The sequence below is a fragment of the Knoellia sp. AC549 genome, from assembly GCF_979258975.1.
Genome location: NZ_OZ409890.1, coordinates 1,736,255 through 1,747,748, shown reverse-complemented (window position 1 = coordinate 1,747,748; position 11,494 = coordinate 1,736,255). Strand labels below are relative to the sequence as shown.

Sequence of the window (11,494 nt, the reverse complement as noted above, 5' to 3'; positions counted from 1 at the left end):
CCCCGTGCCCACTCGTCGCCCGCCTCGCACCGCCCGCGCACTGGCTGCCACCGCCGCCGTCGGCCTCACGCTGCCGCTCGCCGGCTGCGGAGTGCTCGGCCTCGGCGGCAGCAACGCCGACCTCCAGATCTACTCGGCGCGCCACTACGACCTCGAGGGCGCGTTCAAGGACTTCCAGGACGAGACCGGCGTGAGCGTCGAGTTCATCTCGGGCAACGACGCCGAGCTGCTCCAGCGCATCAAGGCCGAGGGTGCCGACGGTGAGGCCGACGTCTTCATGACGGTCGACGCCGGGGCGCTGTGGAACGCCGGCGAGGAGGGCGTCCTCAAGCCCATCGAGTCCGCCGCACTCACCGAGGCCGTCCCCGCCGACCTGCGCGACAGCGGCAACCAGTGGTTCGGGCTCGCGATGCGCGCCCGCACGACGATGTACAACCCCGACAAGGTCAAGCCCGCGGACTTCGACCCCAAGGACACGTATGCCGGCCTGGCCGACCCGAAGTGGAAGGGTCGCCTGTGCATGCGCGACTCCACGTCGGCCTACACCCAGAGCCTCGTCGCCAGCCTGGTCGGCCTCAAGGGCGCCGACGCCACGCTCGCGACCGTCAAGGGCTGGGTCGCCAACGGCGTCGACATCAAGTCCAACGACGTCGAGCTGCTCAAGGCGATCGACGCGGGCACGTGTGACGTCGGCATCACGAACCACTACTACCTCGCCCGCGAGCTCGAGAAGAAGCCCGACCTCAAGGTCAAGCCGTTCTGGGCCTCGCAGGGCGACGCGGGCACGCACGTCAACATCTCCGGCGCGGGCGTCGTCAAGACCTCCGACAACGCGGCCCAGGCGCAGCAGCTCGTCGAGTGGCTGGCGACCAAGGGCCAGAGCGCCTTCGTCGACGGCAACCACGAGTACCCCGTCAACGAGTCCGTCGAGCCCGAGCCGGTCATCGCGAAGTTCGGCGAGTTCAAGCGCATGCCGCTGTCGGCGCAGGCCTACGGGTCGCAGAACGCCGAGGCCGTCAAGATCCTGTCCGAGGCCGGCTACAAGTGACCCTGACGGGCCCGGCTGGCGAGACGGCTCGCGAGCCGTCGTGAGTCCCGAGAGCCGCATCGCCCCGGCTCCGGAGCGCACGCCCGGCTCCCGAGCCGGGTTGCGCGCCCCCCGCCTTCCCGGCGCGGGCCGGCCCCGCTGGTCAGCGGTCGTCGTCGTCATCGCCCTGGTGGTGTCGGTGCCCGTCGTGTCGGTGCTGGTCGCAGCGCTGGGTGCCGGGCGCCCGGCCCTGCCGAGCGACCTGGCGGAGATGCTCCTGACGACCGTGCTGCTCCTGGCGGCGGTGGGTCTGGGCACCGCGGTCCTCGGCGTGGGTCTCGCCTGGCTCGTCACGGCCTACGACTTCCCCGGGCGGCGGCTCTTCTCGTGGCTGCTCGTCCTGCCGCTGGCGATGCCTGCCTACGTGCTGGGCTTCCTCTTCCTGTCCACGTTCGGCCCGGCCGGGGGGCCAGCGCGGCTGTCCCGGGGGGTCTTTGGCGACTCGCGTGTCGTCGAGCTCCTCTCGGGTGTCCTCGGGGCACCGGTCGTCCTCACCCTCACGCTCTATCCCTACGTCTACCTCCTCGCGCGGGCATCGTTCCGCGGCCAGGGCCAGGCGACCTGGGACGCAGCCCGCATGCTCGGCGCCTCGCCGTGGCGGGCCTTCCGCCAGGTGCTGCTCCCCCTGGCCCGTCCCGCCCTCGCCGGTGGCCTCGCCGTCGTCATGATGGAGACGCTCACCGACTTCGCGACGGTGCAGTACTTCGGGGTTCGCACCGTCTCGGTCGGCGTCTACCTCACCTGGAAGGGCACGTTCGACTTCGCGTCGGCGGCCCAGCTGTCGGTGCTCGTCCTCGCCTTCGCCGTCATGGTCCTCACGGTCGAGCGGATCCTGCGCGGCGGCGCCCGCTACGACTCCCGCGGCGGGCACCGGCCCCCCGCGGCGCCGCACGTGCTCACCGGCGCCCGTCGGTGGTGGGCCTTCGCCGCCGCCGGTTCGGTCCTCGCAGCCGGCTTCCTCCTGCCCGTGGCCAGGCTCCTGTGGTGGGCCGTCACCGCGACGCTCGCCGACTCGTCAGCCCTCTCGACCGGACGCTTCGCCACCAACCTCACCAACAGCGCCGTCATGGCCGGGCTCGCCGCCCTCGCCTGCGTCACCCTCGCGCTGCTGCTCACCCACGGGGTGCGGATGACCGGCGGTCGTCTCGCCCGGGGTGCCGCGCAGCTCACGACCTTCGGGTATGCCGTGCCTGGCGCCGTCATCGGTATCGGCGTCCTCGTCGCCTTCGCTGCTCTCGACGGGTGGCTCGAGGCTCTCGGGGTGCCGGGCGGGACCGGGCTCGTCGTGACGGGTTCGGTTCTCGGCATTCTGGCGAGCTACGTCGTGAGGTTCCTCGCCCCGGCATACCAAGCGGTCGATGCGAGCTTCACGACGATCTCGCCGTCGGTGACCAACTCGGCCTTCTCGCTGGGCGCCAGCCCGATGCGGGTGCTGCGTCGGGTCCACCTGCCGCTGTCCCGGTCGGGCATCGCCGTCGCCCTCGTGCTCGTGGCCGTCGATGCCGTCAAGGAGCTGCCGCTGGTGCTGCTCCTGCGTCCGTTCGGGTTCACCACCGTGTCGGTGTGGGTCTATGAGCTGGCCAACGAGAACTTCTGGGAGCAGGCCGCGCTGCCCGCGCTGCTCATCGTCGGTCTCGCGATCGTGCCGGTGTGGTTCCTCGTCCGGCAGGTGCGGCTCGCCGAGCCCCACAGGCAGGTGACCTCATGACCTCGGCCCTCGAGCTCGCCGGCCTCTCCAAGTCCTATGGCGCCACGTCGGCCGTGCGTGCTCTGGACCTTCGCATCGAGCAGGGCGAGATCCTGGCGCTCATCGGTCCCTCGGGATGTGGCAAGTCGACGCTGCTCCGCCTCGTCGCCGGGCTGGAGCGCCCCGATGCCGGCACCGTCCGGGTCGGTGGTGAGGTCGTCGCCGGGTCCGCCTGGGTGCCGCCCGAGCGTCGCCGCGTGGGTCTGGTCTTCCAGGAGCACGCACTCTTCCCCCACCTGCGGGTCAGCGACAACATCCGCTTCGGCCTCGACGGCCAGGCCCGTCCGGAGCAGGACGCCCGCGTCGCGGAGGTGCTGGAGCTCGTCCATCTCGCTCACGTCGCGGACCGCTATCCCCACGAGCTCTCGGGGGGCGAGCAGCAGCGGGTCGCGCTGGCACGTGCCCTCGCGCCCCGCCCCGAGGTCGTGCTGCTCGACGAGCCCTTCTCGTCGCTCGACGAGTCGCTGCGGGCGCGGGTGCGCACCGACACCGTCGACGTGCTCCGCGCCACCGGCACCACCGCCGTCCTCGTCACCCACGACCAGACAGAGGCGCTCACGGTGGGCGACCGGATCGGCGTGATGCGCGAGGGCGTCGTCGAGCAGCTCGGCTCCCCCGTCGAGGTCTTCGAGCGGCCGGTGAGCCGCTTCGTCGCGTCGTTCATGGGCGACGCCGACTTCCTGCCGGCCTCGCTCGGCGCCGACGGGCTCGTGTGCGAGCTCGGTGTGGTCTCACCACGGACCGACATCGCCGTGGCCGAGGTCGTGCTCCGGCCGCACGAGGTCGCCCTCGTCCCCGTTGCGACCGCGGATGGGGTCGCTGGAGCCAGCACCTCCCCAGACGCAACGGGTGGGGGTGAAGGTGCGGGCGCCTTGGCGGTGGGGCCCCGGGCGGTGGTGACGCGCGTCGAGTACCACGGGGCGTTCGTCCTGCACACCGTGCGACTGGCCTCGGGCGGCACGGTGCGCTCCTGGCAGCCGCACTCGGTGCGCCTGGGGGTGGGCACCGAGGTCGAGGTCTCGCTCGTGCGCGGCATCGTCCCGAGCCTGCTCGACGGTGAGCGCACCCTCAACGACTCGCCCGCCCCCGTCGCCGCCCCCGTTGCCGGCCCCACTCCCAGCCACGTCCGCACGCCCGCTCCCACTTCCGGCTTCCCCCGCACCGCCGACCCCGGCTGACTCCTCCCTCGCCCCGAACCCAAGCGCGGTGGGTGCCAGCCGCGCTCGACGTGAGCAGCCGCGCACCCATGAGCGCGCGGCGCGTCAGGGTCTGCGTGGCGCGCGCCACCCGCGCACAAACCCCCCACACCTACGCGATTTGGTTATCACTTGAATAACTTGGCATTATGAGCGCGTGGTTGACGACTTCTCTGCTCAGGCGGCCCTGGCCGTGCGCGATCTCACCAAGGTCTTCGACGCTCGCGGCGCGACGGTCAAGGCCCTCGACGGGGTCTCGCTCACCGTCCCCCGCGGCGAGATCCACGGCATCGTCGGACGGTCCGGCGCCGGCAAGTCGACCCTGATCCGCTGCCTCACCGGACTCGAGCGCCCCACGTCGGGCGAGGTGGTCGTCGCCGGCGAGGACATCACGACCCTGCGTGGCGAGGAGCTGCGAGCGGCCCGCCGCCGGTTCGGTGTCGTCTACCAGCACGCCAACCTCCTCGACTCCCGCACCGCCGCCGACAACGTGGCCCTCCCCCTCGAGATCGCCGGCTGGGACAAGCCCCGGCGCGACGCCCGGGTCGCCGAGCTCCTCGACCTCGTCGGTCTCGCCGACCGCGCCCAGAACCACCCGGGCCAGCTCTCGGGCGGCCAGCAGCAGCGCGTCGGCATCGCCCGGGCGCTCGCCGCGGGCCCCGAGATCCTGCTCTGCGACGAGCCCACCTCGGCCCTCGACGCCAGCACGACCGGCTCGATCCTGGCCCTGCTCCGTGAGCTCCGCGACCGGCTCGGCATCACCGTCGTCATCATCACCCACGAGCCCTCGGTCGTCCGCGAGATCTGCGACGCCGTGACCCTCCTCGGTGATGGCGCCGTGGTGGAGCAGGGACGTCTGGGCGACGTCATCGCCGACCCGACCACCCGGCTGCACCGCGAGCTGATCCCCCTCGTCGAACCCGCTCCGGGCGGGCTCGCGCGCCTCCAGGTCGCCCTCGGACATCCCGAGTCCACGGTCGGCACCATCGACGGGATCATCGCCCTCCTGCGCAACGAGGGCATCGAGTCCGATGTCGCCGCGGCCACGGTCGAGACGATCGCCGGCCGTCGGGTCGGCCGGCTGCTCGTCGAGCTTGCCGACGCCTCGACCACCGAGCACGCCCGTGAGCTCCTCGAGTCCGCCCGCCTCCACCCCGAGGTGGCCGCATGACCTTCGAGACCGACCCCACCTGGCTCGACAACCCCGTCATCACCGACGGCCTGCCGACCGCTCTCTGGGAGACCCTGGCGATGACCCTCGGCTCGGCGCTCATCACGGCCGTGCTCGGCGTCGTCGTCGGCGTGCTCCTCCACAACAGCTCCCCGGGCGGCATCGCCCCGAAGCCCGGCCTCAACCGCGTGCTCGGTGCCATCGTCAACGTCGGGCGCTCTCTGCCCTTCCTCATCCTGATGATCTCGATCATCCCGATCACCCGCTTCATCGCGGGGACGACCGTCGGCTGGCGGGCCATGATCGTGCCGCTCACCGTAGGGGCCGTCCCCTTCTTCGCGCGCCTGGTCGAGACGTCGCTGCGTGAGGTGTCCTCCGGCAAGGTCGAGGCCGCCACGATCATGGGCGCGACCCGCTGGGACGTCACCCGCAAGGTGCTCCTCCCCGAGGCACTGCCCGGCATCGTCGCCGGCCTCACGACGACGGTCATCGCCCTCATCGGCTACAGCGCCATGGCCGGCGCCGTCGGTGGTGGAGGGCTCGGCGCGACGGCCATGTCCTATGGCTACAACCGATTCCAGACCGACGTCATGATCGCCGCCGTCGTCCTGCTCGTCGTCGTCGTCCAGCTCGTCCAGGTCGTCGGCGACCGCGTGGCCCGCACCGTCGACCACCGCTGAGCGGTCCCTGAACCACGGCGGCGTATGCCGCCCGCTCCCGACAACGTCGTCGGCCCACCTGATCCGCCGCCCACGCGGCATACCCACGTCGGTCACCGACCGGCATACCGGAAGGAAGTCCCCATGTCCTCGCTCCGCCGTCCCGCGCTCCTCGCCGGCATCTCCCTGTTCGCCGTCTCGAGCCTCGCGGCCTGTGGTGCCGGAGGCGGCGACTCCAGCGGACCCGAGGCCGACGACAAGGGCATCACCACGCTCGTCGTCGGTGCGTCCCCGACGCCACACGCCAAGATCCTCGAGTTCGTCGACAAGGAGCTCGCGCCCAAGGCCGGTCTCGACCTCGACATCAAGTCCTTCGACGACTACGTCCAGCCCAACGTGCAGCTCGCCGAGGGCACCCTCGACGCGAACTTCTACCAGCACCTGCCCTACTACGAGGCGCAGGTGAAGGACCGCGGCTACAAGTTCGCGCACTACGAGGGTGTCCACATCGAGCCGTTCGCGCTGTACTCCAAGAAGGTCAAGGACGTCGCGGCCCTGCCTGCCGGCGCCCAGGTCGGCATCAACAACGACCCGTCCAACCAGGGCCGCGCGCTCGAGCTCCTCGCCGAGGCCGGTGTCATCACCCTCAAGGAGGGCAAGGACGCCACCAACGCGACGATCTACGACGTCGACCAGAACGCCAAGAAGCTGAAGTTCGTCGAGACCGACCCGGCTCAGCTCGTGCGCTCGCTCGACGACCTCGACGTCGCCGTCATCAACGGCAACTACGCCCTCGAGGCCAACCTGTCGCCGTCCAAGGACGCGATCCTCGTCGAGGAGGCGGAGGGCAACCCCTACGCCAACTTCCTCGCCGTGCAGGAGTCGGACAAGGACAACGCGTCGCTCAAGAAGCTGGACGAGCTGCTCCACTCGCCCGAGGTCAAGGCCTTCATCGAGAAGACCTGGTCCGACGGCTCGGTGCTCCCCGCCGCCTGATCGCGGGTCGACGTCGCCGGTCGCCGACTATCGCTCGTGATAGCCGGTGGCCGGCTCCCCGGCACGCCACTGGTCGAGCGCCCCGCGGTAGACGCCGTGGCGGAGCTCCAGCTCGTAGGCGTCGAGCTGCGGCATACCCATCTCCCGGGCCGCCGCCAGCTCGGCCTCGACGTCGTAGGGCACCCGGACGTAGGCCACCGACCATGGCGCCGGCTCCTCGCTGTCGAGCTCGCCCTCGAGGATGCAGTACATCGGCGTGGGGTCGCCCATGCAGTTGCCGACGCTGCCGGTGTTGAAGACGGTGCGGCCCTGGGTCTGGCACTCGTACATCGGGTCATGGGTGTCCGCGTAGCCGATCAGGTCAGGCAAGGGCCCGTCACCCGTGGCAGGGGTGTTGCGGAACAGTCCCTCGAACTCGCTCTGCGTCCGCACGTAGTGGACGCGGCGATGCACCGTGTCCTCGCTGGCGTGGAAGAGCCGGACTCGACGCCCACTCAGCCAGAAGTCGTGGCTGAAGGGGAGCGCCCGCAGCCACTCACCCTGCCCGGGTGCGAGCTGGCCGAGCCAGAACTGCATCGCCGCGTCGTCGTAGTCCCGGTGCGGATCGGGCAGGAAGTCGTCCCAGTTGCCGAGCAGGTTGACCTCGCACCGCTGCTGTGACAGCTCGACCACCTCGCGCCCCCGGGGCCCCTTGCCGACGTAGTCGCCGAGGTTGGCGATGCGCTCGATCCCGCGGCGCTCGATGTCGTCGAGCACGGCCTGGTATGCCGTGAGGTTGCCGTGCACGTCCGACAGCAGCGCCATGCGATCCATGAGTCGCATCCTCGCACCGAGGGCCGAACTAGGCTCGGCCCCATGACGTCGGACGCCGGAACCCCTGGAAGCACCGCAGATCCACGAACGCTGCGACGGGCGGACTTCCCGGAGGTCCAGCGGGTCTCGACGCGCTGGTCCGACAACGACATGTACGGCCACCTGAACAACGCCGTCTACTACGAGCTCTTCGACTCCGTCCTCAACGCCTGGCTCATCCGCGAGACCGGCATCGACGAGACGACGTCGCAGTCGATGGGGGTCGTCGCCGAGTCGTCGTGCCGCTTCTACTCCGAGCTCGCCTACCCCCAGCCGATCGACGTCGGCGTCCGGGTCGAGCGCGTCGGCACCAAGAGCGTCACCTTCGCCTTCGGCCTCTTCGCCGAGGGCCGCGACGACATCGCCGCGCACGGTCTGTGGGCGCAGGTCTATGTCGACCGGACCGACCGGCATACGGTCGCGTTGCCGGACGTCGTCCGCGAGGTCGTCGAGCGCAACCGCGCCGCACAGGGGTGATCAGAGCCCGACGCGGACCCCGGGCTCCCAAGTCACATCAGTCACTCCCGTTACAGTTGTCGCCATGACGCCTCGGGGAAACCTCCTGTCCGCACGCCTCACGCGCGCTGCGGCGCCGCTGCTCCTGGCCGCCCTGGCCCTGACCGCGTGCTCGGACGACGAACCCACGGCCGCCCCCACGGCCTCGACGTCCAGCGAGACCTCGCCGTCGGCCTCTGCGAGCACGAGCGAGACCGAGTCGGAGACCCCGACGCCCACCCCGACGCCCACCACGACGTCGCCGAGCGCCACGCCCACCGTCACGGCGTCACCCTCGGCCACGCGGACGGCGACGCCCCCGCCCTCCGCGACGCCCACCAGGACCACTGCCGCGCCGACGACCAAGCCGCCCGCCCCCGAGCCCACCTGCTCCGCCGCCAGGGCGGGGGCGACGAGGACGACGGGCATGTCCGCCGCGGCCGCGGCCAAGGCGAGGAAGATCCACAGCGCGGCCAAGGCCTGTGACGCCAAGACACTGGTCGCCCTCGCCCAGGCGGACTCGACCGGGCTGGCCGGCGAGAGGGCGCCCTCGGCGATCTTCACGTCGAGCACGCCGCAGAACTTCGTCGCGCTCGCGACCCTGCTCGCGATGGAGCCGACCGAGACCTTCGACGGGACGATCCAGCCCAAGGTCTTCTCGGAGCGCTTTGCCCAGGACGAGGCCGAGTGGGACAAGGTCGTGGCCTCCGGACTGCTGACCCAGTCGGCCGCGGACCGGATGCGCACGAACGACGGTGGCTACACCGGCTACCGCGTCGGCATCGCCGGCGACGGCACCTGGACCTTCTTCACCACCGGTCGCTGACCCCACTGACCCCACCTTTCCCGCCTGAAGTGGGTTTCTCTCACCTCGCCTGACCGCCGCGGTGAGGCGAGGTGAGAGCTTCCCTCAGGAGGTGCTGGGAGAAGGCTCCAAAACCTGCCCCAGAGGGCCGGAGAGGGGTGGGGGGCGTATGCCGGGTCGTCGCCACCCATGAAAACCTGAGAAAAGTGGCTTCCCGGGCCTGCACTGGCTCGCGCTGACGGTGCTGACAGGTAAACTTCAGGGTGAACGTCGCGCCCAGGGCCCTTTCCCGCCCCGGGCGCGCGGCATGAGCCAGACCAGCTGAAGGAGCACCGTGCCCAGCACGCCCGACGACAACAGCATCGAGACGCAGGACACCACCGCAGCAGCGGTGCCGGACCCGTCCCCGAGCGCCGCGGCGGAGGCGCCCGCTGCATCCCCCGCCACCCCGGTGGAGGGCGCGCTGACGACACCGACCGGCAACACCTCCAGGGTCGCCGACGACGCGACCTACGACGCGTCCGCCATCCAGGTCCTCGAGGGCCTCGAGGCGGTTCGCAAGCGTCCGGGCATGTACATCGGGTCCACCGGTGAGCGCGGCCTGCACCACCTCGTCTGGGAGATCGTCGACAACGCGGTCGACGAGTCGCTCGCCGGCCACGCCGACACGATCGACGTCACCCTCCTCGCCGACGGCGGTGTCCGCGTCAAGGACAACGGCCGAGGCATCCCGACGGGCATGAACGACGCCTACGGCGTCTCCACGGTCGAGCTCGTCCTGACCCAGCTGCACGCGGGTGGCAAGTTCGGCGGCGGCGGCTACAAGGTCTCCGGTGGTCTCCACGGCGTCGGCTCCTCCGTCGTCAACGCGCTCGCCACCCGGCTCATCGCCGAGGTCCGGCAGCTCGGGCACGTGTGGCGGATCGAGTTCGACCACGGTGAGCGCCTCGCCCCCCTCGACCAGGTCGGCGAGAGCGACGACCACGGCACGACGATCACCTACTGGGCCGACGACCAGATCTTCGAGACCGTCGCCTACGACTACGAGACGATCCGGGCCCGCTTCCAGCAGTACGCGTTCCTCAACAAGGGCCTGACGATCAACCTGCGCGACGAGCGGGTCCAGCAGAGCGCCGAGGACGAGGCCGAGACGGTCGACGCGAGCGAGAGCCAGAAGCGCGAGGTCAGCTACTGCTATCCCGGCGGCCTCATCGACTACGTCACCCACCTCGTGCAGAGCAAGAAGTCCGACCCGGTCCACCCCGACATCATCAGCATCGAGGTCGAGGACGCCGCCCGCGAGCTCAACCTCGAGCTCGCGATGCAGTGGACCACCGCCTACAGCGAGTCGGTCCACACCTACGCCAACACGGTCAACACCCACGAGGGTGGCACCCACGAGGAGGGCTTCCGCGCCGCGCTGACGAAGATGATCAACGACTTCGCGCGCAAGCAGAACCAGCTCAAGGACAAGGACGAGAACCTCACCGGCGACGACGTCCGCGAGGGCCTGACCGCCGTCATCAGCGTCAAGCTCGGCGAGCCCCAGTTCGAGGGCCAGACCAAGACCAAGCTCGGCAACTCCGAGGTCAAGGGCTTCGTCCAGCGGGCCATGACCGACTCGTTCGGTGACTGGCTCGAGCGCCACCCCAACGAGGGCAGGGAGATCGTCCGCAAGGCGATCCAGGCCCAGACCGCCCGGCTCGCCGCGCGCAAGGCCCGCGAGGCCACCCGCAAGCGCGTCCTCGAGTCCGGCGGCCTCCCCGGCAAGCTGCGCGACTGCCAGGCCAAGGACCCCGCGGTCTCCGAGGTCTACATCGTCGAGGGTGACTCCGCCGGCGGTTCGGCCGTGCGCGGCCGCAACCCGCACAACCAGGCGATCCTCCCGATCCGCGGCAAGATCCTCAACGTCGAGCGCGCCCGCCTCGACAAGGCCCTCGCCAACCAGGAGGTCCAGGCGCTGATCTCGGCCTTCGGCACCGGCATCGGCGAGGACTTCAACATCGACAAGGCCCGATATCACAAGATCGTGATCATGGCCGACGCCGACGTCGACGGCATGCACATCCGCACGCTGCTCCTGACGTTGCTCTTCCGCTTCATGAAGCCGCTCATCGAGGCCGGCTACGTCTACCTCGCGCAGCCCCCGCTCTACCGCATCAAGTGGAGCAACTCCGCCCACGAGTTCGCCTTTACCGACCGCGAGCGCGACGCCCTCGTCGCCGAGGGTCAGAGCAAGGGCCGGCGCATGCCCAAGGACAACGGCATCCAGCGCTACAAGGGTCTTGGCGAGATGGACTACCAGGAGCTGTGGGAGACCACGATGGACCCCGACCACCGGGTCCTGCTGCAGATCACCCTCGACGACGCCGCCGCTGCCGATGAGATCTTCTCGGTGCTCATGGGTGAGGACGTCGAGTCACGGCGGTCGTTCATCCAACGCAACGCTCGCGACGTGCGTTTTCTCGACATCTGATGGGTATGCC

General features: G+C 70.5%; 11 protein-coding genes. 9 read left to right on the top strand and 2 right to left on the bottom strand.

The features are described 5' to 3' along the window. The first annotated feature begins 4 nt into the window (after positions 1-4). The 6 genes from ACZZ98_RS08430 (at position 5) to ACZZ98_RS08405 (ending at position 6,856) form a co-directional block, all read left to right on the top strand. Positions 5-1,048: an extracellular solute-binding protein gene (locus ACZZ98_RS08430; RefSeq protein WP_463515816.1), complete on the top strand. Its 1,044-nt coding sequence runs from the start codon at positions 5-7 to the stop codon at positions 1,046-1,048. Between the two features lie 40 nt (positions 1,049-1,088). Beyond that, a complete protein-coding gene (locus tag ACZZ98_RS08425; protein ID WP_463515815.1) occupies positions 1,089-2,795 on the top strand; it encodes an ABC transporter permease in 1,707 nt (568 codons plus the stop codon). Then, positions 2,792-4,012 (top strand): ABC transporter ATP-binding protein, encoded by a 1,221-nt coding sequence (locus tag ACZZ98_RS08420; RefSeq protein ID WP_463515814.1) that lies wholly within the window; start codon positions 2,792-2,794, stop codon positions 4,010-4,012. Before ACZZ98_RS08425 ends, ACZZ98_RS08420 begins: the two co-directional genes overlap by 4 nt. Before the next feature lie 175 nt (positions 4,013-4,187). After that, positions 4,188-5,201, top strand: a complete 1,014-nt coding sequence (locus ACZZ98_RS08415; protein WP_463515813.1) for a methionine ABC transporter ATP-binding protein — start codon at positions 4,188-4,190, stop codon at positions 5,199-5,201. Continuing rightward, positions 5,198-5,881 carry a methionine ABC transporter permease gene (locus tag ACZZ98_RS08410; RefSeq protein WP_463515812.1) on the top strand — a complete coding sequence of 228 codons (684 nt, stop codon included), beginning with the start codon at positions 5,198-5,200 and terminating at the stop codon, positions 5,879-5,881. The genes ACZZ98_RS08415 and ACZZ98_RS08410 overlap by 4 nt, the downstream gene beginning before the upstream one ends. Before the next feature lie 123 nt (positions 5,882-6,004). After that, positions 6,005-6,856, top strand: a complete 852-nt coding sequence (locus tag ACZZ98_RS08405; RefSeq protein WP_463515811.1) for a MetQ/NlpA family ABC transporter substrate-binding protein — start codon at positions 6,005-6,007, stop codon at positions 6,854-6,856. Positions 6,857-6,883: 27 nt separating this feature from the next. Here the strand turns inward: ACZZ98_RS08405 and ACZZ98_RS08400 are convergent, their stop codons facing one another. Then, entirely contained in the window at positions 6,884-7,669 is a 786-nt protein-coding gene (locus ACZZ98_RS08400; RefSeq protein WP_463515810.1) for a metallophosphoesterase family protein, read from the bottom strand. 42 nt (positions 7,670-7,711) lie between these two features. On the opposite strand from ACZZ98_RS08400, the gene ACZZ98_RS08395 reads away from it, so the two are divergent. Further along, positions 7,712-8,185, top strand: coding sequence for an acyl-CoA thioesterase (locus ACZZ98_RS08395; protein WP_463515809.1), 474 nt, complete (start codon positions 7,712-7,714; stop codon positions 8,183-8,185). Here the strand turns inward: ACZZ98_RS08395 and ACZZ98_RS08390 are convergent, their stop codons facing one another. Further along, positions 8,186-8,632, bottom strand: a complete 447-nt coding sequence (locus ACZZ98_RS08390; RefSeq protein ID WP_463515808.1) for a hypothetical protein — start codon at positions 8,630-8,632, stop codon at positions 8,186-8,188. It abuts the gene before it with no gap. On the opposite strand from ACZZ98_RS08390, the gene ACZZ98_RS08385 reads away from it, so the two are divergent. Together ACZZ98_RS08385 and gyrB are read left to right on the top strand one after the other, a co-directional pair. Continuing rightward, positions 8,631-9,029 carry a hypothetical protein gene (locus ACZZ98_RS08385; protein WP_463515807.1) on the top strand — a complete coding sequence of 133 codons (399 nt, stop codon included), beginning with the start codon at positions 8,631-8,633 and terminating at the stop codon, positions 9,027-9,029. The genes ACZZ98_RS08390 and ACZZ98_RS08385 overlap by 2 nt on opposite strands. Before the next feature lie 430 nt (positions 9,030-9,459). Beyond that, the gene (gyrB, locus tag ACZZ98_RS08380; protein ID WP_463517747.1) at positions 9,460-11,484 is read left to right on the top strand and encodes a DNA topoisomerase (ATP-hydrolyzing) subunit B; all 2,025 of its coding nucleotides are present in this window, start codon (positions 9,460-9,462) and stop codon (positions 11,482-11,484) included. Positions 11,485-11,494: the final 10 nt, after the last annotated feature.

Coding starts and splice junctions, on each gene's coding strand:
- ACZZ98_RS08420 (WP_463515814.1), top strand. CDS start 2,792: ATGACCTCGGCCCTCGAGCTCGCCGGCCTCTCCAAGTCCTATGGCGCC.
- ACZZ98_RS08410 (WP_463515812.1), top strand. CDS start 5,198: ATGACCTTCGAGACCGACCCCACCTGGCTCGACAACCCCGTCATCACC.
- ACZZ98_RS08405 (WP_463515811.1), top strand. CDS start 6,005: ATGTCCTCGCTCCGCCGTCCCGCGCTCCTCGCCGGCATCTCCCTGTTC.
- ACZZ98_RS08400 (WP_463515810.1), bottom strand. CDS start 7,669: ATGGATCGCATGGCGCTGCTGTCGGACGTGCACGGCAACCTCACGGCA.
- ACZZ98_RS08395 (WP_463515809.1), top strand. CDS start 7,712: ATGACGTCGGACGCCGGAACCCCTGGAAGCACCGCAGATCCACGAACG.
- ACZZ98_RS08385 (WP_463515807.1), top strand. CDS start 8,631: ATGTCCGCCGCGGCCGCGGCCAAGGCGAGGAAGATCCACAGCGCGGCC.
- ACZZ98_RS08390 (WP_463515808.1), bottom strand. CDS start 8,632: ATGCCCGTCGTCCTCGTCGCCCCCGCCCTGGCGGCGGAGCAGGTGGGC.